We start from the raw sequence: 20,599 nt of genomic DNA, 5'->3' as shown, positions 1-20,599 counted from the left end.
GGGACGGGGTCAGATCCCTCTCACCGTGTGAGAGGGATCTGACCCCTGGCTGTCGGGCCGTCTCACAAGGTGAGACACCGGGCTGGCATTGTCGCCCATTGCCCCCATCTGGTCACCTCGGTAGGCTGACCGATTGCCGTTCCCCGCTGGCCCGGCACCCAGCCAACGCCCCCACAACCGGATCCCCCATGGCGATGGATTTCATCCGCATCCGCGGCGCGCGGACGCACAACCTGAAGAACCTCGACCTCGACCTGCCCCGCGACAAGCTGATCGTGATCACCGGCCTGTCCGGCTCGGGCAAGTCCTCGCTGGCGTTCGACACCATCTATGCTGAAGGCCAGCGCCGCTACGTCGAGTCACTGTCGGCCTATGCGCGCCAGTTCCTGAGCGTGATGGAAAAGCCGGACCTGGACCACATCGAAGGCCTGTCCCCGGCCATCTCGATCGAACAGAAGTCGACCTCGCACAACCCGCGCTCGACGGTCGGCACGATCACCGAGATCTACGACTACCTGCGCCTGCTGTATGCCCGCGTCGGTACCCCGCGCTGCCCGGACCACGGTTACCCGCTGGAAGCACAGACGGTCAGCCAGATGGTCGACCAGGTACTGACGCTGGACCCGGAACAGCGCTACATGCTGCTGGCGCCGGTCATCCGCGACCGCAAGGGCGAGCACGCCCAGGTGTTCGACCAGCTGCGTGCGCAGGGGTTCGTGCGCGTGCGGGTGGACGGCGAACTGCATGAGATCGACGCGGTGCCGCCGCTGGCCCTGCGCCAGAAACACACCATCGAGGCGGTGATCGACCGCTTCCGCCCGCGCGAGGACATCAAGCAGCGCCTGGCCGAGAGCTTCGAAACCGCGCTGAAGCTGGGCGACGGCATGGCCTCGGTGCAGAGCCTGGATACGGCCGACGCCGCGCCGACGCTGTTCTCCTCCAAGTATTCCTGCCCGGTGTGCGACTACTCGCTGCCGGAACTGGAGCCGCGCCTGTTCTCGTTCAACGCACCGATGGGCGCCTGCCCCGGCTGCGATGGCCTGGGCATGGCCGAGTTCTTCGATCCCTCGCGCGTGGTGGTGCACCCGGAGCTGTCGCTGGCCGCCGGTGCCGTGCGCGGCTGGGACCGCCGCAATGCCTACTACTTCCAGCTGATCGCCTCGCTGGCCAAGCACTACCGGTTCGACGTCGATGCGGCGTGGAACTCGCTGCCGGAGAACGTGCGGCAGGCCGTGCTGTACGGCAGTGGCGATGAGGCCATCACCTTCACCTACTTCACCGAAGCCGGCGGCCGCACCCAGCGCAAGCACCGCTTCGAGGGCATCATTCCCAACCTCGAGCGCCGCTACAAGGAAACCGAATCGCCGGCGGTGCGCGAGGAACTGTCCAAGTACATCAGCGAGCAGCCGTGCCCGGAATGCCACGGTGCCCGCCTCAACAAGGCCGCGCGCAACGTGTTCGTGGCCGATCGCCCGCTGCCGGACCTGGTGGTGCTGCCGATCGACGAGGCGCTGAAGTTCTTCAGCGAACTGAGCCTGCCGGGCTGGCGTGGCGAGATCGCCTCGAAGATCGTCAAGGAGATCGGCGAGCGCCTCGGCTTCCTGGTCGATGTCGGCCTGGATTACCTGACCCTGGAGCGCAAGGCCGACACCCTGTCCGGCGGCGAGGCGCAGCGCATCCGCCTGGCCAGCCAGATCGGTGCCGGCCTGGTCGGCGTGATGTACGTGCTCGACGAGCCGTCGATCGGCCTGCACCAGCGCGACAACGAGCGCCTGCTCGGCACCCTCACCCGCCTGCGCGACCTCGGCAACACGGTGATCGTGGTCGAGCATGACGAGGACGCGATCCGCCTGGCCGACTACGTACTGGACATCGGCCCGGGCGCCGGCGTGCATGGCGGCGAGATCGTCGGCCAGGGCACCCTGCAGGACATCCTGGAGGCACCGCGTTCGCTGACCGGCCAGTACCTGTCCGGCAAGCGTGCGATCGAGATTCCGGCACGCCGGCACAAGCCGAACCCGAAGATGACCCTGCACCTGCGCGGGGCCAGCGGCAACAACCTCAAGGGCGTCGACCTGGCGATTCCGTCGGGCCTGCTGACCTGCGTGACCGGCGTCTCCGGCTCGGGCAAGTCGACCCTGATCAATGACACCCTGTTCTCGCTGGCCGCCAACGAGATCAACGGGTCCTCGCATCCGATCGCCCCGTACAAGGAGATCGATGGCCTGGACCTGTTCGACAAGGTGGTGGACATCGACCAGTCGCCGATCGGCCGCACCCCGCGTTCCAACCCGGCCACCTACACCGGCCTGTTCACCCCCCTGCGCGAACTGTTCGCACAGGTGCCTGAAGCGCGTGCGCGCGGCTACTCGCCGGGCCGCTTCAGCTTCAACGTGCGCGGTGGACGCTGCGAAGCCTGCCAGGGCGACGGCCTGATCAAGGTCGAGATGCACTTCCTGCCGGACGTGTACGTGCCGTGCGATGTCTGCCATGGCAAGCGCTACAACCGCGAGACGCTGGAGATCCTGTACAAGGGCTTCAACATCAACGACGTGCTGGAAATGACCGTCGAGGATGCACTGAAGCTGTTCGAGCCGGTGCCGTCGATCGCACGCAAGCTGGAAACCCTGGTCGACGTCGGCCTGAGCTACATCAAGCTGGGCCAGAGCGCGACCACGCTGTCCGGCGGCGAAGCGCAGCGCGTGAAGCTGTCCAAGGAACTGTCGCGCCGCGATACCGGCCGCACCCTGTACATCCTCGACGAGCCGACCACCGGCCTGCACTTCCACGACATCGAAGCGCTGCTGGGCGTGCTGCACAAGCTGCGCGACGAAGGCAACACGGTGGTAGTGATCGAACACAACCTGGACGTGATCAAGACCGCCGACTGGATCGTCGACCTGGGCCCGGAGGGCGGCCATCGCGGTGGCACCATCCTGGTCACCGGCACGCCGGAAGACGTGGCCGCCTGCCCGCAGTCGTACACCGGCCAGTTCCTGGCCCGCATGCTGCCGTCCACCCGCGCACGGCCGGAGCAGCCGGCCGCAGTGGCCAACAAGCCCGACGCGCGCCCGCCGCGCAAGCTGAAGCCTGAAAAGGCCGAGAAGCCGGCGAAGAAGGCGGTGGCCGCCAAGAGCACCGGCAAGACCAGCAAGACCGCCACTGCCAGCAAGAAGAAGAAGGACGCCTGATGAGCAGCGAACACAAGATCCTGGCCCGCATCCCGATCAGCGTGCGCTGGCGTGACATGGACAGCATGGGCCACGTCAACAACGCCAAGTACATCTCCTACCTGGAGGAGGCGCGCGTGCGCTGGATGCTGGGCGTGGAGGGCGTGTCGATGACCGACCGCATCGCACCGGTGGTGGCCGCGACCAACGTCAACTACCGGCTGCCGATCGTGTGGCCCAACGACATCCTGGTCGAACTGTTCGTCGAGCGACTGGGCAACAGCAGCGTCACCATCGGCCATCGCATCGTCGACCAGCAGGACGAATCGAAGCTGTATTCCGACGGCAACGTGGTGGTGGTCTGGATGGACACCCAGACCGGCAAGAGCGCGCCACTGCCGGAAGCGATCCGCAGCGCCTCTACCTGAGGCACCCTGGTGGTGCCGGCCGCTGGCCGGCAACCTCCAGATGTATCACGGATGCCGGCCAGCGGCCGGCACGACCGACACGATTCAAAGGACTGAGATGATCCACCAGACTGAACTGCGCGACCTGCTGCCCGGCATGGTCCCCTTCCCCACCGAGGTCTTCCCCGCCGACCAGGCCTGGCTCGGCCAGCACCTGCTGCCGTTGCTGAAGATCGACCTCGGCGTGCTGCGCCCGGAACTGGCCGGCCAGGCGGCAACGATGCTGTGCCCGATCGAGCCGTACGACGGCTGCATCGGCGAGAGCACCGAAGACCACCACAACGATTTCACCGGTACCAACTGGATCGCCTTCGAACTGACCGCGGACAACCGGATGCGCTTCCTCGGCAACGAGGGCTATTTCATCGGCGATGCAGTGGCGGACAAGGACGCGCAGGAGCACATCGCGCAGATGCGCGACAGCTACGCCAAGGCCCGCGACTACCACGCGCAGCATGGACGCCTGGCCTGCTACTCGCGCTACGGCAAGGGTGAGGCCAGCGAGCGCGACTACCTGGATACGCTGGGTGGCCCGATCGGTTTCGGCAACTGGACCGAGACCGCGGAGATTCCCGCGGCCTTCGCGCTGGGCTTCACCGAGGCTGCCGACGACCCCAATGCTGCGGACGATGCCGAAACGGTGATCATCACCCGCGATGGCAACAAGTTCTTCGCTGTGGCCGACGTGGCCGGCTACAACTGGTGCGCCACCGGCGCCGATGCGATCGTGATGCTGTACGAGCCGGAAAGCCGCACGGTGCTGTTCTCGTACGACTGGTCGTAAGCCTGTTGGGTAGTGCCGGCCGCTGGCCGGCATTTCCCCGGTTGCCGGCCAGCGACCGGCACTACCCGATCGTCATTTCGCGGTCTTGCGCACGGTCAACGTCGCGCTTGCTTCGCCACCGCCCTCCAGTTGCAACCGCAGGGGGACCGCCTGGCCGTCCTTCAACGCACCCTTGCCCTGCATCAGCATCAGGTGCAGGCCACCGGGCTTGAGTTCGGCGCGCGCACCGGGTGCCAGCGGCAGGCGCTCGATCGCGCGCATCCGGCTGACCCCATCGACGATCGTGGTCTCGTGCAGCGACACATCACCGAAGCTGCTGCTGGCTGCGCCGGTGATCGCCACCGCCTTGCTGCAGCCGTTGTGGATGACGCCGTAGCCAGCGGTCATCGGCATCGCCGGATTCGGTGGCAACCGCGCCCAGCCCTGCTCCACCGTCACGCAGGCCGGTTCCGACGGCGAGGCCGATGCTGCAGCCGCACACAGAACCAACAGTACGCCAACGAATGGTTTGGTTATCATCGCCCAGGTTCCTTCTTCGCAACGAGACCGCAGCATGACGACGCTCATCGAGGTGATCAACCATGGCCCCATCCGCGAACTGCGCCTGGCGCGGCCGCCGGTCAACGCACTGGACACCGAACTGTGCCGGCAGTTGATCCACGCCATCGAGCTGGCCATGGCCGAAGACGCGCACGGCATCGTGCTGTCGGGCAGCGAGCGCATCTTCACCGGCGGCATGGACGTGCCGCACCTGCTCTCGCACGGCGATGACAAGCACAAGTTGTTGGACACCTGGAACGCCTTCTTTGGCGCCGTGCGCACGCTGGCCGAGAGCCGCATTCCGGTGGTCGCGGCGATCACCGGGCATGCGCCTGCCGGCGGCTGCGTGCTGGCCCTGTGCTGCGACTACCGGGTGATGGCGCGCAGTGCCGATCCGTCGCGCCCGTATGCCATCGGCCTGAACGAAGTGCAGGTCGGCCTGATCGCACCGGAAGGCATCCAGCGCCTGCTGCGCCGTGCGGTGGGCGTGCATCGCGCCGGGGTCCTGCTCACCACCGGCGCGCTGGTGCCGGCCGAACAGGCGCTGCAGATCGGCCTGGTCGATGAGCTGGCCGAGGGCGACCTGGTGGTGGCACGCGCCGTGGCCTGGCTGCAGACCCTGCTCAAGCAGCCGCGCCAGCCGATGCTGCTGACCCGCGCCATCGCCCGTGCCGACCTGCACGTCGCGCTGCAGCCGGACCTGATCCAGCTCGACCGCTTCGTCGAGGCCTGGTTCGCCCCGGATGCGCAGAACGCGCTGCAGGCACTGGTGGCCCGCCTGGGCAAATAGCGGCTCCCCCGCCCCGGGGTCAGATCCCTTTCGCCAGGCGAAAGGGATCTGACCCCTGACCGGTATAATCAGGGCCACTTTCACTGCTGTGGCCGCCCCCTTGAACGACACGCCCGAACCCGTCGTCTCCGAGCTGATCGACCTGCTCACCCTGGAGCGGCTGGAGGACAACCTGTTCCGCGGACAGAGCCGCGACATCGGCACCAAGTACGTGTTCGGTGGGCAGGTGCTGGGCCAGGCGCTGGCCGCGGCCCAGGCCACGGTCGACAACGGCCGCCACGTGCACTCGCTGCACGCCTATTTCCTGCGCGCCGGCAACATCGACCACCCGATTGTCTACGACGTGGACCGTACCCGCGATGGCGGCAGCTTCTCGGTGCGCCGGGTCACCGCGATCCAGCACGGCAAGGTGATCTTCTTCTGCGCAGCCTCGTTCCAGCAGGCCGAGAGCGGTGCCGAGCACCAGCACAAGATGCCGGAAGTGCCGCAGCCGGAAGACATCGAGCCGAATCGTCCGCTGCCGGCCGAAGTGCTGGAGCGGCTGCCGATCAAGGTGCAGCGCTGGCTGTCGCGCGGTGGCCCGTTCGAGTTCCGTCACGTCTACCCGCGTGACGAACTGAACCCGCCCAAGCGCCCGCCCTACCACCAGGTGTGGCTGCGCCTGAGCGAGCCGGTTGGTGATGCGCCCGAGCTGCACCAGGCGCTGCTGGCCTACGCCTCCGATTTCCACCTGCTGGGCACGGCGACCTTCCCGCACGGCATCAGTTACTACCACCCGCACGTGCAGATGGCCTCGCTCGACCACGCGATCTGGTTCCACCGCCCGTTCCGTGCCGACGACTGGCTGCTGTATTCGCTGGACAGCCCCAGCGCACAGGATTCGCGCGGCCTGGCCCGCGGCCAGTTCTTCACCCGCAACGGCGTGCTGGTGGCCAGCACCGCGCAGGAAGGCCTGATCCGCGTCGTTCCCGACCAGGCAGCGGCCGCCGCCGTGCCGGCCAAGGAGTGATCGGATGCGCCAGATCTTCAGCAGCCAGCGTGTGGAAACCGTCGAAGGCGTCGCCGAGCTCCTGCGCGAGCATGGCATCGACGTCAAGGTAACCAATGGGCGCTCCTACAAGACCCGCCGCCGCGGCCAGTTCAGCTATACCGATCTGGGCAATGCCAATGCCTACCCAGCGGTGTGGATCGTACGCGCCGATGACCAGCCGCGCGCACGCGAAATCCTGCGCGAGGCACGCCTGCTCGATACCACCCGTCGCGACCACCCGACCGCCGAGTTCGCCTTCCGCGACGCACCGGAAGCGGGCAGCGGCGGCCGCAGCTGGGCCTGGCGCATCCGCATCGCCCTGCTGGTGGTGATCGCCGGCGTGGCGCTGGTGATCGGCCTGCGCCATCGCGGCGCGCCGGCCCCGGCAGCACCTGCCCCGGCCCCGCAGGTGCAGCCACAACAGGCGCAACCGGCCCCGCAGGCGGCCCCGGAAGAGGAAGAAGTGCGGGTCCGCATCCAGCCCTCGACGTAAGCCCCGGCTAGCGCCGGCCACTGGCCAGCCCCCACAAAAAGGGGACGGAGGGAATTAAGTCGTTTGAGGCACAAACGACTTAATTCCCTCCGTCCCCTTTTTGTGGGTCACATCGGGCGCGCGGCTCCGTCATGGGACACAATCCCAGCAGGAGAGCCGCCGCCATGACGACGTTCGCCGCATCGATCGACCAGACCCTTGAACGCGAACTGCCAGCCGCCGCCAGCGGTTGCCAGCATGCCTATGGCCGCATCGTGCTGGCCTGCCAGAACACGGTCACCGCCATCGCGCTGGCCATCACCCGCGACCGCCAGGCCAGCGAGGACATCGCCCAGGAAGCCTTCGTGAAGGGCTGGCAGCAGCTGCACCAGCTGCGCAGCTCGACCAGCTTCCTGCCGTGGCTGCGGCAGATCACCCGCAACCTGGCCCGCGACTGGCTGCGCGCGCAACGCGGCCGACCGCTGACCGGCGAGGCGGCCGAGGTCGCGCTGGGCATGGCCGCCGACCCCGCCCCGGGCGCGGCCGACCGACTGCAACGGGTGGAAGAAGAGATTGCCGCCGAGGACATCATTTCCGCGCTGCCGGCCGACAGCCGCGAAGTACTGCTGCTGTACTACCGTGAGGGCCAGCGTTCGCAGCAGGTCGCCGACCTGCTCGGGCTCAGCGACGCCGCGGTGCGCAAGCGCCTGTCGCGCGCCCGCGCACTGGTGCGCGAGGGCCTGCTGCAGCGCTTCGGCGAGTTCGCCCGCAGCACCGCGCCGAGTGCGGCGTTCGCCACGGCGGTGGTCTCGATGGTGCTGGTGGCCGCGCCCGGTACCGCCAGTGCCGCGGTCCTGTTCGGCACCGGCGTCGGCATCGGTGGCAGCAAGCTCGGCCTCGGCGGCGCCAGTGCCGCCGGCGGCACCGCCATGGGTTCGCTGACCGCTACGCTGGGCCAGCTGCACGTCCTGCCGGCCGAGAGCTGGGGCGCGGTGATCGGTGGCGTGGTGGGGGGCGCGGTCGGCAGCTACCTGGGTGGCCGTTTCCTGATGTCGTACACCGAAACCGCGGCCGAGCGCGCCGATGTGCGCCGCTTCCTCTACCTCAACATCATCACCGGCATGTTCTGGTGCCTGGCGATCCTGCTGGCGGTCATGCTGCAGGCACCGGTGTGGGCGCAGCTGGCCGTGCTGGCGATGGGCCTGGGCGTGGTCAACTACCAGTGCCTGGTACCGCTGCAACGGGTGATGGCGCCGATGATCGCGCGCGATTCGGCACGCCGCGGGCGCAGCGGCACGAACTGGAAGTACGAATCGATGTACGGCCGTACCGGCATCATCGCCATGAACCTGATGGTCATCGCGCTGGTGGTGTACTCCCTGATGCGCAGCGGACGCCTGTAACCGACAACGCCGGCAGAGCGCCGGCGTTGTCGTCGATCACAGCATTGGCACTCAGCGCTGCGGCTGCGGCTTCGGCGCGCTGCCGTCTCGCGGTCCACCGTGGCGCGGGCCACCGTGCATCGGCCCCTTGGCCGCATCGAACTCGGCCTTGCTCAGCTGGCCGTCCTTGTTGGTATCGGCGGCGGCAAACCAGGCATCACGGCGCTGCTTGATGCGCAGTTCGCGGTCGGCCTTGTCCAGGTAACCGTCCTTGTTGAGGTCCAGCTGGTCGAAGCGCGCGGCCAGGCGCGGATCGGCCTTGGCTTCCTCGCGGCTGATGCGGCCATCCTTGTTGACGTCCAGCTTGGCCCAGCGCTCGCCGCCATGGCCGCGGCGGCCATGCTGCCAGCGCGGCATCTCATCGCGCGAGAGCTTGCCGTCCTTGTTCTTGTCCAGCTCATCGAACTTCGCGGCCAGGCGCGGGTTGGCAGCGGCCTCGCTGCGGTCGATGACGCCGTCGCCGTTGGTGTCCAGCTTGGCCGGGCGCTGTGCCGGCGCGGCCGGGGTGTCGGCCGCCAGCGCGATACCGGTAGCGGAGGTGCCGAGCAGCAGGGCCAGCAGCAGGGGGGTACGGATCATGGGTGACTCCTGGGGATGGGGTGCGTCGGGGTGATCACTTCACCCTCGGGGGACAACAACGCCTGGACGCTGCCTCGGTTGACGCCGGGGCCGGTTCCGTTCATCCGGCGGACAGTCGCCGCCAATGCGACGGGCTGGGGCTATGCTGTGTGCATGGCGATACATGGCGACAGAGACGACGAACTGCGGCTTTTCCAGACCGGCGAGCACCCCTGCGGGTACTGGTCGGACCGGGTTGCGCGCGACCTGGTACTGGACCCGCACGACCGTCGCCTCGGCGGCCTGTACCCGCTGGCGCTGAGCTGGGGCTTCCGTCGCAGCGGCGACCTGGTCTACCGGCCGCATTGCGCGCACTGCCAGGCCTGCGTGGCGGTACGCATCCCGGTGGCGCGCTTTGCCGCGGATCGCAGCCAGCGGCGCTGCGCGGCCCGCAACGCCGACCTGGAAGTGCGGATCACCGCCGCCACCGCCCGCGACGATCTGTTCGCGCTGTATCACCGCTATCTCACCCACCGCCATGCCAACGGCGGCATGGACGACCACGGCCCGCACGAGTTCGAGCAGTTCCTGATCGGCAGCTGGTCGCATACCCGCTTCATGGAAATGCGCCTGCCTGGCCACGATGGCCAGCCCAGCCAGCTGCTGGGGGTGGCGGTGACCGACGTTACCGAACATGGCCTGTCGGCGGTCTACACCTTCTTCGACCCGGACCATGCCGCGCGCGGCCTGGGCACCTTCGCGATCCTGCAGCAGATCGAGTGGGCGCGCCGCGAGGGTTTGCCCCATGTGTATCTGGGCTACTGGATCCGCGGCCACCAGAAGATGGACTACAAGCGCCGCTTCCATCCGCTGGAGGCCTATGACGGCCGCCGCTGGCACGATTTCGACAATGATCTGGACGGGCGCTGACAAACCGCTGACACCGGGCCGGGTGCACAATACGGCCATGAACATCCTCACTCCCGGCCGCAACCCCCTCATCCTCGCCCTGGCCCTGCTCTGCGCTGCCAGCGCCCCCGCCTTCGCCAAGTCTCCCGCGATGACCGAAAAGCCGTCCGCTGCGTTGCGCCTGGCCACCTACAACACCTCGCTGTATTCCGATGACACCGGCGGCCTGATCAAGGAGCTGGAAGGCGACAGCGAGCACGCGCGCAAGATCGCCGCAGTGCTGCAGCAGGTGCGCCCGGACCTGGTGCTGCTGAACGAATTCGACTTCGACGATGCGCACCGCGCCGCCGACCTGTTCCAGAAGCGTTACCTGGAAGTGGCCCAGCCCGGCGGTGGCAAGCCGCTGCACTTCGCCTACCGCTACCTGGCCCCGGTCAATACCGGCGTCCCCAGCGGCCTGGACCTGGACAACAACGGCGTGGTCGGCGGTGAAGGCCGCAGCCGCGGCAACGATGCCTGGGGCTACGGCCTGCACCCGGGCCAGTACGGCATGCTGGTGCTGTCGCGCTACCCGATCGACGAAGCCAAGGTCCGCAGTTTCCAGCTGCTGAAGTGGAGCGCGATGCCCGGCGCGATCCGCCCGGTCGATCCGCGCACCGGCCAGAGCTTCTACAACGACCACGTGTGGTCGCAGCTGCGCCTGTCGTCGAAGTCGCACTGGGACGTGCCGGTGAAGACCCCGGCCGGTGTGGTGCACGCCCTGGTCTCGCACCCGACCCCGCCGGTGTTCGATGGCCCGGAAAAGCGCAATGCGGCACGCAACCACGACGAACTGCGCCTGTGGCAGGAATACCTGTCCAAGGGTGACAAGCCGTGGCTGTGCGATGACAAGGGCCAGTGTGGCGGCCTGGCACAGGACGCACGCTTCGTCATCCTCGGCGACCTCAACAACGACCCGGTTGATGGCGATGGCCGCCATGAGGCGATCGTGGAACTGATCGAGAATGCCCGCGTGCTGCGCTACCCCACCCCGCGCAGCGTCGGTGGCGAGCAGACCAGCCTGGCCTATGCGGCCAAGGGCATCGAGCGCAAGGGCGCACCGTTCCATGCCACCGGCGATTTCGGCCCGAAGTCCGGCACCATGCGCCTGGACTACGTACTGCCGTCGACCGGCTTCGAGTACGTGGGCAGCGGCATTTTCTGGCCGGCCAACCAGAGCCCCGAGGCGAAGATCGCCGACGGCAGCGACCACCACCTGGTATGGGTGGACGTGCGGTAGGTCGACGGTCAGTCGACTGCACGGAAATCGGTACCGACCCACGGTCGGTACCCACCGCAAGAAAAAAGGGGACGGAGGGGATTAAGTCGTTTATGCATAAACGACTTAATCCCCTCCGTCCCCTTTTTTCAGGGGCGCAGTTCGACGCCGATGGCTTCGGCGGCGTCGCGGGCGATGGCGCGTGCCTGGTCGATGCTGTCCGCGCGTGCCAGGGTCACGCCCACGCGGCGATGTCCATGCACGCTCGGCTTGCCGAACAGGCGCACCGCGGTATCCGGCACCTGCAGCGCAGCGGCCACGTTGTTGAAATACGGCACGCCCTCACCGTGCGCCAGCAGCGCGCACGATGCCGATGGGCCACTCTGGCGGATCAGCGGGATCGGCAGGCCGAGGATGGCGCGTGCATGCAGCGCGAACTCGCTCAACTCCTGCGACACCAGGGTCACCAGACCGGTGTCGTGCGGGCGCGGCGACACTTCGCTGAACCACACCTCGTCGCCCTTCACGAACAGCTCGACACCGAACAGGCCCCAGCCACCAAGATCGTCGGTGATCGCACGCGAGATCTCTTCCGCACGCGCCAGCGCCTTGTCCGACATCGGCTGCGGCTGCCAGCTTTCACGGTAATCACCGTCCTTCTGCAGGTGGCCGATCGGCGCGCAGAACGAGGTGCCACCGGCATGGCGCACGGTCAGCAGGGTGATCTCGTAATCAAAATCGATGAAGCCTTCGACGATGCAGCGGCCGGCACCGGCGCGGCCGCCGGTCTGCGCGTACTCCCAGGCCGGGGCGATGTCGTTCTCGCTGCGCAGGGTGCTCTGGCCCTTGCCCGAGGACGACATCACCGGCTTGACCACGCACGGCAGGCCGATGGCGGCCACCGCGGCGCGGTACTCGGCCTCGGTATCAACGAAACGGTACGGCGACGTCGGCAGGCCCAGGGTTTCGGCGGCCAGGCGGCGGATGCCTTCGCGGTCCATGGTCAGGCGCGCGGCGCGCGCGGTCGGGATCACCCGCAGGCCCTGCTCCTGCTCCAGCTGGACCAGGGTTTCGGTATGGATGGCTTCGATTTCCGGCACCACCAGGTGCGGCTGCTCCTGCGCGATCAGCGCACGCAGCGCCATCGCGTCCAGCATGTCGATCACGTGCGCGCGATGTGCGACCTGCATCGCCGGCGCATCGGCATAGCGGTCGGCGGCAATCACTTCCACGCCCAGCCGCTGCAGCTCGATGGCCACCTCCTTGCCGAGTTCGCCGGACCCCAGCAGCAGCACGCGGGTGGCGGAGGGGGACAACGGAGTTCCAAGCTTGGCCATGGCGGTTCCAGCAGCGATGTGAAGGCGGGTGGGCATTCTAGCTGGCCGCGCGCTCCGGCCAGGGATTCCGACGAACGGTAGCCGGAAACTGATATCACTTTGATATCTTCATTTTGAACCCTCAAGGACGTACCGCCATGAAAGAGAAGTCGCTGTCCTCGCTCAACGGCCTCGGCACGCTGGCCGGCGCCCTGCTCGTCGCCCTCGCCGGCTGCGTCCTGTTCGTGCTCGGGGTCGCCGCCAAGGCCAGCACCGGCTCGCCCGACCTGCTGCTGATGCTGCTGGGCGCCCTGCTGGTGGTGGTGAGCCTGTTCGCCCTGTCCGGCCTGTACACCGTCCAGCCCAACCAGGCGACGGTGCTGAGCCTGTTCGGCAAGTACGTGGGCACCGTGAAGGACAACGGCCTGCGCTGGAACAACCCCTTCTATGCCAAGCGCCGGGTCAGCCAGCGCGTGCGCAACTTCGAGAGCGGCAAGCTGAAGGTCAACGAGCTGGACGGCAGCCCGATCGAGATCGCCGCGGTGATCGTCTGGCAGGTGGTGGATGCCTCCGAGGCGGTCTACAACGTGGACGACTACGAGAGCTTCGTGCACATCCAGTCCGAATCGGCGTTGCGTGCGATGGCGACCAGCTACCCCTACGACCAGCACGAGGATGGCCAGCTGGCCCTGCGCAGCCACGCCAGCGAGATCTCCCAGCACCTGAAGAACGAACTGGCCGAGCGCCTGGCCGATGCCGGCGTGCAGGTGATCGACGCGCGCATCAGCCACCTCGCCTACGCCGCCGAAATCGCCCAGGCGATGCTGCAGCGGCAGCAGGCCAACGCGGTGATCGCCGCACGCACGCGCATCGTTGCCGGTGCGGTCGGCATGGTCGAGATGGCCCTGGCCGAACTGCACAAGAACGGCGTGGTGCAGCTGGATGAGGAACGCAAGGCGCACATGGTCAGCAACCTGCTGACCGTGCTGTGTTCGGACCGTGGCACCCAGCCGATCGTCAACGCCGGCTCGCTGTACTGACCCACCTCGCAACGGGGCGCCCCACCGCCCCGCCAGGAGTTTTCATGAGTGAGAAGAAAGCCTATCCGCTGCGCATCAACGCCGAGGTCCTGGCCGCGGCACAGCGCTGGGCCGACGACGAACTGCGCAGCCTCAACGCGCAGATCGAATATGTACTGCGCGACGCCCTGCGCAAGGCCGGTCGCCTGCCGAAACCGCCACCATCATCAGAGGACAGGAAATGAGCAAGCGCTGGATGTACCAGACTCTGGAAGTCCCCTCCACCCTGCTCGGCAACATCAAGAGCGATGTGCTGCAGGAGACCCTCAACCGGGAGGGGCAGCGCGGCTGGGAACTTGCCAGCATCGTCTATACCGCGACGATGAGCTCGGCCCTGGTGGTCCTCAAGAAGGAGGCCTGAGCCATGAGCCGGCATCGTAAATGGCTTGCCTTGTGCCTGGCGATGCTGCCCGCTGCGGCCATCGCCGCAGAACCGGCACAGGTCGCGAACCGGCTGTTTGATCATCTGCAGGCGGGCCAGATCGCCGATGCCGAAGCGATGCTGACCCCGCAGATGGCCGAAGCCGTGCCCGCTGACAGGCTCGGCGCGCTGTGGACATCGCTGGGCACCCTGCAGCAGCGGGGTGCCACCGCGGTGAGCATGCAGCAAGGTGTCAGCCTGGTGGTGGTGCCGCTGCAGTTCAGCAGTGGCCGCGTGCTCGCGCAGGTGGCCGTGGACGCGCAGGACAAGGTTGCAGGCCTGATGCTGCGTCCCGCCGCGGCCGAAAAGGCGCCGCCACCGCCAGCCGATGCCCGCTACAGCGAAGTGGATTTCAGCGTGCGGCAGGCACGCGGTGCATTGCCGGGCACCCTGGCACTGCCCAAGGGCAAGGGGCCGTTCCCCGCGGTCGTGCTGGTGCACGGCTCCGGTCCGCAGGATCGCGACGAGACCATCGGCGGCAGTCGTCCGTTCCTGGACATCGCACGCGGCCTGGCGGCGCAGGGCATCGCCGTGCTGCGCTATGACAAGCGCACGCTGGCCCGCCCGCAGGATTTCGCCAACGATCATTTCAGCGTGGATGACGAAACCACGCTGGATGCAGTTGCGGCCCTCGCCGATGTCGCTGCCGATCACCGCATCGATCGCACCCGCGTGTTCCTGATGGGCCACAGCCAGGGCGGCATGCTCGCCCCGCGCATTGCCAGCCGCTGGCCACAGGCACGCGGCGCGATCCTGTGGGCCGCACCTGCGCGCACCCTGCTGGAGCTGCTGCCGGAACAGAACCGCTACCTGATGGCACTCGATGGCAGCATCAGCGCACCGGAGCAGGCCGCGCTTGATCGCCTTGATGCGCAGATTGCCGCGGCACGCAGTGATACCCGGGCGCCGGCCAGCGAACTGCCGCTGGGCGTGCCGCAGTCGTTCTGGAAGAGCATTGAAGCGGTGGATGCGCGAGCCGATGCACAGGCCCTGCGCAAGCCGCTGCTGATGCTGCACGGTGGCCGCGATTTCCAGGTGCCCGATACCGACTGGACACTGTGGAAGAAGGCCCTTGCTGGACGCACCAACGTGCAGTGGCGGGAGTACCCGGCGCTGAATCACATCGGCATCGCAGGCAGTGGCCCCAGCGCGTTGCAGGAGTACGCGCAACCGGGCCATGTCGACGCCAAGCTGATCGATGACGTGGCCGCCTGGGTGAAGGCACAACGATGAGCGGCAGCGATCCGAGACCCTTCGAGGTGACCACGTCCTCGCCACTGCGCGTGCTGTGGGTCGTGCTGCCGTTGCTGGCCGCCTTCGCGGCCTGCCTGTATGCGCAGCTGTACAAGGCACCGGCAACCGCCCCTTGGATCGAGGTGACCTTCTCGCCGCCCTGGTTCCGCATGGGCGGCAGTGCGGCATGGAGCCTGCTGGTGATCGCCGCGCTTGCGATCGGTCTGGGCGCGGCGTTCTTCCGCCGCCGGGTCGAGCTGGACGACGACATCCTGGACGTGCGCTCGACGATGTACCGGCGCCGCGTCGCGGTCGTGCAGCTGCGGCTCGAGCAGGCCGAGGTGGTCGATCTCGGCCACGATCGCCGCTACGGCATCCGCTTCAAGACCAACGGCTATGCGATGCCGGGGTTCTACTCGGGCCACTTCCGGCTGAAAGGCGGCGGCAAGGGCTTCGCCCTGGTCACCGACCGTGCACGCGTGCTCGCGCTGCCGGTCAGCGATGGCAGCACGCTACTGCTCAGCGTGGAGCGGCCGCAGATGCTGCTGGAGGCATTACGCAAGGTGGCCGCACCGGCGCCGCGGCAGTAAGCTGCGACGATGCAACGACGCCCTCCCCTGCTGATCAACACCGAGGCCATCGAACTGTGGCCCGCCAACCTGCTGCGTGCGCGCAGCAACCTGGACGCACGGCTGCTGTCGCATGCGCGTTGGGTGCTGCGACGCAAGCGCGACGGCCGTTACCTGGCGGCAGTGCTGGCGAACGGCGTGCATTCGCTGGTGCCGCACCTGCCGCGTGAGCCCGGGGTCGAGGACGCCCTGGCCCTGCTGGACACCGCGGCGGCACGTCCGTTCGGCGCCACGCTGGACACGCAGTGGCTGCCCCTGGCCGGGCTGCAGCAACGCCTGCAGCAGCTGGGCCTGGACGTGCAGGGCTATGCCGACCGCAGCGGCCTGCCACTGGAGCCCGAGCCCTGCCTGCTGCATTTCGCCGGCCGTGACCGCTTCGCCCGCCCGCTGTGGCTGCGCCGTGGTGCGGCGCAGGGATGGCGGCGGATGCGCCTGCACGCCGCGCAGGAAGGCATCGCGCTGGACGCAATCTCCGGGTTCCGCAGCCATGCCTACCAGCTGGGCATCTTCGAGCGGAAGCTGGCGCGCGGCCTGGGCATGGCGGAGATCCTCAAGGTCAACGCCGCACCGGGCTTCAGCGAGCACCACAGCGGCCACGCACTGGACATCGGCACGCCGGGCGATGCCCCCGCCGAGGAAAGCTTCGAAGCGACCGCAGCGTTTGCATGGCTGCAGGCGCATGCGGGTGGCCACGGCTTCCAGCTGAGCTACCCGCGCGACAACCCGCACGGAATCGTCTACGAACCCTGGCACTGGTGCTGGAAACCGGCCAACGGCTGAGCCCCTTGTGGCGGCCTCAAGGCGAAAGCCGAGCATGGCCCGGCTGCCTACCCGTCGCCGTCATCGCCTCAACGCATTGATCGCCAGCAGCACCCATCCGGCCATCATGCTGGTGCCGCCGATCGGCGCCATCCGGGTCGGCCACTGCCACAGTGCACCGCCGACCAGACTGCCGGAAAACAGCAGTACGCCCAGCAGCAGTACGTACAGCGCCAGGTGCGCGATCGCCCCCTGCGCGCGCGGGCCCAGCGCCACCAGTACCGCGCCATGCGCGAACGCATACAACGCCGCCATGTTCAGATGCTGCTGTGCCAGCGGATCGGCCACGCCGTGCGAGGCGTAGGCGGACAGGCCGATCGAGGCGGCGGCCAGCAGCGCACCCAGGCAGGCCAGCAGGGAAGGCTTACGTGCGCGACGTTCGAGATTGAACATGAGGGCTCCTTGCGCAGCGCCCCTTGCCGGGCGCCAGATGAAAAAAAACGCGCCGCAATGAGCGGCGCGTTTTCGTGTCCAACACTACATGGGTCAGCCGAGGCTTACTTGACGGCCCAGTAGATGTCGTAGGTACCTTCCGGGGTGAACGACTTGTCGATGCCATCCTTCCAGGATTCGTACGGACGGTCGATGACTTCGTTGCCGGACGTCACAGCCCAGGCACGCAGGCCGTTGCGGGCCACATCCAGGCCTGCCATGTGGCCGGTGTAGGCCGCATGCGCCGAACGGTGCGGAGCAACGTGCACGTACTTGACCGGAGCGCCACCGTCGATCTTGACGGTCAGCTGTTCGGCGGTAGCACCTTCAGCACCCTTCTTCTTCACCGGCTGGGCGATGTCGAAGGCGTACTTCTCCTGGCCGAAGTCGGTGGTGACGATGCGGAACGGACCGGCGGCTTCAAGGCCATTGGCCTCCATCACGCGCTTGATCCACTCCTGGTTGTCCTTGATCGACTTTGTGATCGTGTCCTGACCGCGGTCCACGTTACCGGCGTTGACGACCAGCAGGTCTTCAGCCGGCACCTCGACGATGGCCAGGTCGGTCAGCGGCGCTTCCGGGGTACGGTAGTCGACGTTCGGGACGCTGGCCAGCATGTTGGCCATGCGCGACAGACCCATCTTGATGTCGTCGCCGATCTGGCGGCTGACATACAGGCCTGCATAGCGACCGAACAGGTCGAAGCCGTACTTCACCGAGTAGTCCTGGGTGATCTTGACGTTGCGGCCACCCTTGCCGGTCGGCTCCAGGGTGAACGTGGTGATCTTGTCGTGACCCTTGGTGGCGTCATCGATGGCGATCGCCACGCGCTTGTTCTCTTCGGCTTCGGTGATCTTCCAGGAGCCGGTGCCCAGGTCCTTGGAGGTGAAGTCGAGGGTGGCACCGACGCCGGAGGCCGGGCCGGACAGCTTCAGTTCAACGGCGGGATCGCGCAGTACCAGCGGGTTCCAGTCCTTGAAGCGGCGCAGGCTGCTGACCGTGTCGTACACGATCGTCATCTTGCGGTTGGTCTCGATGCTTTCGGTGATGTGACGCTCGCCCGGCAGACATACGCCAATGATGACGAACAGGCCAGCCACGATCCCCAAGGCGATCAGGAACTCGATAATACGGGTCATTCAGAGAGTCTCCGGGGCCGATCCCACGGCCGGGTTGATTGAAGCGAAGCGCCAATCCTAGCAGGCTTCGCGGGCATTGTTTATCGGGATTGGCGCACCGGTTTCCCTGCCGGCTGCGTATTTGTATGGACAAAGAATTCGAAGGGTAACGCATACCGCTACCCGGCAAGTAGGGGGCAACCCTGGCGGGAACCCCCATCCACCACCCAAGTCTTTGTACTTTAAGGAATTTCCTCAGACCAACTGGAGTTCGAACGCCTTCAGTACGGCGCGCGTACGGTCGCGCACGCCCAGCTTGGAGAGGATGTTGGACACGTGGTTCTTGATGGTGCCCTCGGCCACGCCCAGCGAATTGGCGATCTCCTTGTTGGAGAAGCCGCTGGCCATCAGCCGCAGGATCTCGGTCTCGCGGTCGGTCAGCGGGTCCGGACGGTCCAGGCTGACGAACTCGTTGCGCATGTGTTCCAGCCCGGACAGCAGGCGCTGGGTCACCGCCGGCTGCACCAGCGAGCCGCCGTCGGCCACGGTGCGGATGGCACCGACCAGCTGCGCCAGGGTCACGTCCTTGAGCAGGTAGCCCTTGGCACCGGCCTTGAGCCCGGCCAGCACCAGCTGGTCGTCATCGAAGGTGGTGAGGATGATGGTCGGCGGCAGCTGTTCCTGCCGCGACAGCACCTGCAGCGCTTCCAGCCCGGACATCACCGGCATGCGCATATCCATCAGGACCACGTCCGGGCGCGCCTGGGGTATCAGCTCGACCGCCTGCCGGCCATCGCCGGCCTCGGCCACCACCTCGATACCGTCGTCGAGCGCCAACAGGGAGCGGATTCCCTGCCGCACCAGGGTTTGGTCGTCGACCAGGCAGACGCGAATCATCAACGTACTCCTTCAGGAACCTTGGTAAGGGCGGCCACCAGCACCGTTGCCGGCACCGTCGCCCGCAGCCGGAAGCCTTCGCCGGGACGGGTCTCGATCTGCAGCTGGCCACCACATTGTTGCAGGCGTTCACGCATCCCGCGCAAGCCATTGCCCACATTGACCATATCCGCGCCGACGCCGTCGTCGCGGGCCTCCACCACCACCCGGTCGGGGGCTTCACGGTACACCTTGATCCACAGGTGGCGGGCACCGGCGTGGCGCACCGCATTGGTGATGATCTCCTGGGTGCAGCGCAGCAGTACGTGCGCCCGCTGCGGATCCTCCACGTTCAACGGATCCTCGATCTCCAGCTGGATGTCCAGCGACGGCACGTTCTCGGTCAGCGGGCGCAGCGCCGCCGCCAGATCGATGGCGCCGGTCTCGCGCAGCTGGCTGACCACCTCGCGCACGTTGCCCAGCAGCAGCTTGGCCAGGGCATGCGAGCGTTTCACGTGGTCCAGCGCCTGGCCTTCGGCCAGGTGGCCGGCCACTTCCAGGTTCAGGGTCAGCGCGGTCAGCTGGTGGCCCAGCAGGTCGTGCAGCTCGCGCGAGATGCGGGTGCGCTCGTTGACCCGCGCGCTCTCGGCCAGCAGGGCCCGGGTCGCGCGCAGTTCCGAGTTGAGCCGGCGCTGCTCGTCGCGGGCCTCGGTCTGCTGGCGGGCAACCAGGCTGGTCACGAAGATGAACATGGAAAAGCCGCCGTACAGCAGTGACTGCATCACCGCTTCGAACAGTGGAAAGCGCAGCAGCATGTAATAGACCGGGGCCACCGCCAGCTGGCTGACCAGCAGCCACAGCACGCCCAGCCGCACCGACAGCATCCACGGGATGACCCCGGCGGCGACCATCATCAGGATGCTGCCCAGGCCGGACCCGCTGAGGAAGCTGACCCCGAGCGCGGAGATCGTCAGCAGCAGCAGCAGGCCACGGTCCAGCCAGCTGGTGTGGCTGTCGCTGCGCAGGATGCGGGTCAGCCAGTAATAGGCGGTGCCGAAGGACAGGTAGGCGACGAACAGCAGGATGGCCCAGCCGCCCATGTCACTGCGGCTGTGCAGGTTCTCGAACTGCGAGTACGCCAGTGGCAGGCCGACCATGACCCAGGTGAACAGGCCGGCCAGGCGGAGGACACGTGTATGGCTGAGGACTCCCAACATGCCAGCACTCTACGGGCCGCGCCTGCGTCCTGCACCCCA

General features: G+C 67.4%; 22 protein-coding genes. 15 read left to right on the top strand and 7 right to left on the bottom strand.

Annotated elements, in window-relative coordinates:
- Positions 1 to 188 precede the first annotated feature (188 nt).
- The 3 genes from uvrA to Q0P60_RS01330 all read left to right on the top strand — a co-directional run bounded on the left by uvrA (position 189) and on the right by Q0P60_RS01330 (position 4,421).
- Positions 189 to 3,191: an excinuclease ABC subunit UvrA gene (gene uvrA, locus Q0P60_RS01340; protein ID WP_294987472.1), complete on the top strand. Its 3,003-nt coding sequence runs from the start codon at positions 189 to 191 to the stop codon at positions 3,189 to 3,191.
- Positions 3,191 to 3,598 (top strand): thioesterase family protein, encoded by a 408-nt coding sequence (locus Q0P60_RS01335; protein ID WP_125895430.1) that lies wholly within the window; start codon positions 3,191 to 3,193, stop codon positions 3,596 to 3,598. Before uvrA ends, Q0P60_RS01335 begins: the two co-directional genes overlap by 1 nt.
- 97 nt (positions 3,599 to 3,695) lie before the next feature.
- Positions 3,696 to 4,421: an enolase gene (locus Q0P60_RS01330; protein ID WP_294987469.1), complete on the top strand. Its 726-nt coding sequence runs from the start codon at positions 3,696 to 3,698 to the stop codon at positions 4,419 to 4,421.
- A gap of 72 nt (positions 4,422 to 4,493) precedes the next feature.
- On the opposite strand, the gene Q0P60_RS01325 is transcribed toward Q0P60_RS01330, so the two are convergent.
- Positions 4,494 to 4,940 carry a copper chaperone PCu(A)C gene (locus tag Q0P60_RS01325; protein ID WP_294987467.1) on the bottom strand — a complete coding sequence of 149 codons (447 nt, stop codon included), beginning with the start codon at positions 4,938 to 4,940 and terminating at the stop codon, positions 4,494 to 4,496.
- Positions 4,941 to 4,974: 34 nt separating this feature from the next.
- On the opposite strand from Q0P60_RS01325, the gene Q0P60_RS01320 reads away from it, so the two are divergent.
- The 4 genes from Q0P60_RS01320 (at position 4,975) to Q0P60_RS01305 (ending at position 8,656) form a co-directional block, all read left to right on the top strand.
- Positions 4,975 to 5,751 carry an enoyl-CoA hydratase/isomerase family protein gene (locus Q0P60_RS01320; RefSeq protein ID WP_294987465.1) on the top strand — a complete coding sequence of 259 codons (777 nt, stop codon included), beginning with the start codon at positions 4,975 to 4,977 and terminating at the stop codon, positions 5,749 to 5,751.
- Positions 5,752 to 5,851: 100 nt separating this feature from the next.
- Positions 5,852 to 6,760, top strand: coding sequence for an acyl-CoA thioesterase II (tesB, locus tag Q0P60_RS01315; protein WP_294987463.1), 909 nt, complete (start codon positions 5,852 to 5,854; stop codon positions 6,758 to 6,760).
- Positions 6,761 to 6,764: 4 nt separating this feature from the next.
- On the top strand, positions 6,765 to 7,274 hold the full coding sequence (locus tag Q0P60_RS01310) for a pathogenicity-like protein (RefSeq protein WP_294987461.1): 510 nt from the start codon (positions 6,765 to 6,767) through the stop codon (positions 7,272 to 7,274).
- Positions 7,275 to 7,438: 164 nt separating this feature from the next.
- The gene (locus Q0P60_RS01305) at positions 7,439 to 8,656 is read left to right on the top strand and encodes a sigma-70 family RNA polymerase sigma factor (RefSeq protein ID WP_294987459.1); all 1,218 of its coding nucleotides are present in this window, start codon (positions 7,439 to 7,441) and stop codon (positions 8,654 to 8,656) included.
- A gap of 51 nt (positions 8,657 to 8,707) precedes the next feature.
- Here Q0P60_RS01305 and Q0P60_RS01300 read toward each other — a convergent pair whose 3' ends face one another.
- Positions 8,708 to 9,274 (bottom strand): EF-hand domain-containing protein, encoded by a 567-nt coding sequence (locus tag Q0P60_RS01300; RefSeq protein ID WP_294987457.1) that lies wholly within the window; start codon positions 9,272 to 9,274, stop codon positions 8,708 to 8,710.
- A gap of 153 nt (positions 9,275 to 9,427) precedes the next feature.
- On the opposite strand from Q0P60_RS01300, the gene Q0P60_RS01295 reads away from it, so the two are divergent.
- Positions 9,428 to 10,183, top strand: coding sequence for an arginyltransferase (locus Q0P60_RS01295; protein ID WP_294987455.1), 756 nt, complete (start codon positions 9,428 to 9,430; stop codon positions 10,181 to 10,183).
- A gap of 37 nt (positions 10,184 to 10,220) precedes the next feature.
- The gene (locus Q0P60_RS01290; protein ID WP_294987453.1) at positions 10,221 to 11,441 is read left to right on the top strand and encodes an endonuclease/exonuclease/phosphatase family protein; all 1,221 of its coding nucleotides are present in this window, start codon (positions 10,221 to 10,223) and stop codon (positions 11,439 to 11,441) included.
- A gap of 128 nt (positions 11,442 to 11,569) precedes the next feature.
- Here Q0P60_RS01290 and purT read toward each other — a convergent pair whose 3' ends face one another.
- Positions 11,570 to 12,757: a formate-dependent phosphoribosylglycinamide formyltransferase gene (gene purT, locus Q0P60_RS01285; protein WP_294987451.1), complete on the bottom strand. Its 1,188-nt coding sequence runs from the start codon at positions 12,755 to 12,757 to the stop codon at positions 11,570 to 11,572.
- 137 nt (positions 12,758 to 12,894) lie between these two features.
- On the opposite strand from purT, the gene Q0P60_RS01280 reads away from it, so the two are divergent.
- From Q0P60_RS01280 to Q0P60_RS01255, 6 genes are read left to right on the top strand one after another with little or no spacing between them, the layout of a single operon-like run.
- Complete coding sequence (locus Q0P60_RS01280) at positions 12,895 to 13,776, top strand: SPFH domain-containing protein (RefSeq protein WP_294987449.1); 882 nt, start codon at positions 12,895 to 12,897, stop codon at positions 13,774 to 13,776.
- Between the two features lie 44 nt (positions 13,777 to 13,820).
- Positions 13,821 to 14,000, top strand: a complete 180-nt coding sequence (locus Q0P60_RS01275; RefSeq protein WP_294987447.1) for an Arc family DNA binding domain-containing protein — start codon at positions 13,821 to 13,823, stop codon at positions 13,998 to 14,000.
- Complete coding sequence (locus tag Q0P60_RS01270) at positions 13,997 to 14,176, top strand: DUF4177 domain-containing protein (protein ID WP_294987445.1); 180 nt, start codon at positions 13,997 to 13,999, stop codon at positions 14,174 to 14,176. The genes Q0P60_RS01275 and Q0P60_RS01270 overlap by 4 nt, the downstream gene beginning before the upstream one ends.
- Before the next feature lie 3 nt (positions 14,177 to 14,179).
- Positions 14,180 to 15,469 (top strand): alpha/beta fold hydrolase, encoded by a 1,290-nt coding sequence (locus Q0P60_RS01265; RefSeq protein ID WP_294987443.1) that lies wholly within the window; start codon positions 14,180 to 14,182, stop codon positions 15,467 to 15,469.
- On the top strand, positions 15,466 to 16,059 hold the full coding sequence (locus Q0P60_RS01260; RefSeq protein ID WP_294987442.1) for a PH domain-containing protein: 594 nt from the start codon (positions 15,466 to 15,468) through the stop codon (positions 16,057 to 16,059). The genes Q0P60_RS01265 and Q0P60_RS01260 overlap by 4 nt, the downstream gene beginning before the upstream one ends.
- Positions 16,060 to 16,068: 9 nt before the next feature.
- Positions 16,069 to 16,878: a M15 family metallopeptidase gene (locus Q0P60_RS01255; protein ID WP_294987441.1), complete on the top strand. Its 810-nt coding sequence runs from the start codon at positions 16,069 to 16,071 to the stop codon at positions 16,876 to 16,878.
- A 60-nt stretch (positions 16,879 to 16,938) separates the two neighbouring features.
- Here the strand turns inward: Q0P60_RS01255 and Q0P60_RS01250 are convergent, their stop codons facing one another.
- The 4 genes from Q0P60_RS01250 to Q0P60_RS01235 form a co-directional block, all read right to left on the bottom strand.
- Positions 16,939 to 17,310, bottom strand: a complete 372-nt coding sequence (locus Q0P60_RS01250; protein ID WP_019659313.1) for a DUF423 domain-containing protein — start codon at positions 17,308 to 17,310, stop codon at positions 16,939 to 16,941.
- Between the two features lie 104 nt (positions 17,311 to 17,414).
- Positions 17,415 to 18,488, bottom strand: a complete 1,074-nt coding sequence (locus tag Q0P60_RS01245; RefSeq protein ID WP_294987440.1) for an SRPBCC family protein — start codon at positions 18,486 to 18,488, stop codon at positions 17,415 to 17,417.
- 234 nt (positions 18,489 to 18,722) lie between these two features.
- The gene (locus tag Q0P60_RS01240; RefSeq protein ID WP_294987439.1) at positions 18,723 to 19,364 is read right to left on the bottom strand and encodes a response regulator transcription factor; all 642 of its coding nucleotides are present in this window, start codon (positions 19,362 to 19,364) and stop codon (positions 18,723 to 18,725) included.
- Entirely contained in the window at positions 19,364 to 20,560 is a 1,197-nt protein-coding gene (locus tag Q0P60_RS01235) for a sensor histidine kinase (RefSeq protein WP_294987438.1), read from the bottom strand. The genes Q0P60_RS01240 and Q0P60_RS01235 overlap by 1 nt, the downstream gene beginning before the upstream one ends.
- Between the last annotated feature and the right edge of the window lie 39 nt (positions 20,561 to 20,599).

This window comes from uncultured Stenotrophomonas sp., from assembly GCF_945952405.1.
In the GTDB taxonomy this organism is placed as follows: domain Bacteria; phylum Pseudomonadota; class Gammaproteobacteria; order Xanthomonadales; family Xanthomonadaceae; genus Stenotrophomonas.
Note: the sequence above shows the minus strand (reverse complement) of the source record. Positions and strands in the feature narration are given on the sequence as shown.

Excerpts from the sequence above, each read along its gene's own strand:
- uvrA (WP_294987472.1), top strand. The coding sequence starts at position 189 with ATGGCGATGGATTTCATCCGCATCCGCGGCGCGCGGACGCACAACCTG.
- Q0P60_RS01335 (WP_125895430.1), top strand. The coding sequence starts at position 3,191 with ATGAGCAGCGAACACAAGATCCTGGCCCGCATCCCGATCAGCGTGCGC.
- Q0P60_RS01330 (WP_294987469.1), top strand. The coding sequence starts at position 3,696 with ATGATCCACCAGACTGAACTGCGCGACCTGCTGCCCGGCATGGTCCCC.
- Q0P60_RS01325 (WP_294987467.1), bottom strand. The coding sequence starts at position 4,940 with ATGATAACCAAACCATTCGTTGGCGTACTGTTGGTTCTGTGTGCGGCT.
- Q0P60_RS01320 (WP_294987465.1), top strand. The coding sequence starts at position 4,975 with ATGACGACGCTCATCGAGGTGATCAACCATGGCCCCATCCGCGAACTG.
- Q0P60_RS01310 (WP_294987461.1), top strand. The coding sequence starts at position 6,765 with ATGCGCCAGATCTTCAGCAGCCAGCGTGTGGAAACCGTCGAAGGCGTC.
- Q0P60_RS01305 (WP_294987459.1), top strand. The coding sequence starts at position 7,439 with ATGACGACGTTCGCCGCATCGATCGACCAGACCCTTGAACGCGAACTG.
- Q0P60_RS01300 (WP_294987457.1), bottom strand. The coding sequence starts at position 9,274 with ATGATCCGTACCCCCCTGCTGCTGGCCCTGCTGCTCGGCACCTCCGCT.
- Q0P60_RS01295 (WP_294987455.1), top strand. The coding sequence starts at position 9,428 with ATGGCGATACATGGCGACAGAGACGACGAACTGCGGCTTTTCCAGACC.
- Q0P60_RS01290 (WP_294987453.1), top strand. The coding sequence starts at position 10,221 with ATGAACATCCTCACTCCCGGCCGCAACCCCCTCATCCTCGCCCTGGCC.
- purT (WP_294987451.1), bottom strand. The coding sequence starts at position 12,757 with ATGGCCAAGCTTGGAACTCCGTTGTCCCCCTCCGCCACCCGCGTGCTG.
- Q0P60_RS01280 (WP_294987449.1), top strand. The coding sequence starts at position 12,895 with ATGAAAGAGAAGTCGCTGTCCTCGCTCAACGGCCTCGGCACGCTGGCC.
- Q0P60_RS01275 (WP_294987447.1), top strand. The coding sequence starts at position 13,821 with ATGAGTGAGAAGAAAGCCTATCCGCTGCGCATCAACGCCGAGGTCCTG.
- Q0P60_RS01270 (WP_294987445.1), top strand. The coding sequence starts at position 13,997 with ATGAGCAAGCGCTGGATGTACCAGACTCTGGAAGTCCCCTCCACCCTG.
- Q0P60_RS01265 (WP_294987443.1), top strand. The coding sequence starts at position 14,180 with ATGAGCCGGCATCGTAAATGGCTTGCCTTGTGCCTGGCGATGCTGCCC.
- Q0P60_RS01260 (WP_294987442.1), top strand. The coding sequence starts at position 15,466 with ATGAGCGGCAGCGATCCGAGACCCTTCGAGGTGACCACGTCCTCGCCA.
- Q0P60_RS01255 (WP_294987441.1), top strand. The coding sequence starts at position 16,069 with ATGCAACGACGCCCTCCCCTGCTGATCAACACCGAGGCCATCGAACTG.
- Q0P60_RS01250 (WP_019659313.1), bottom strand. The coding sequence starts at position 17,310 with ATGTTCAATCTCGAACGTCGCGCACGTAAGCCTTCCCTGCTGGCCTGC.
- Q0P60_RS01245 (WP_294987440.1), bottom strand. The coding sequence starts at position 18,488 with ATGACCCGTATTATCGAGTTCCTGATCGCCTTGGGGATCGTGGCTGGC.
- Q0P60_RS01240 (WP_294987439.1), bottom strand. The coding sequence starts at position 19,364 with ATGATTCGCGTCTGCCTGGTCGACGACCAAACCCTGGTGCGGCAGGGA.
- Q0P60_RS01235 (WP_294987438.1), bottom strand. The coding sequence starts at position 20,560 with ATGTTGGGAGTCCTCAGCCATACACGTGTCCTCCGCCTGGCCGGCCTG.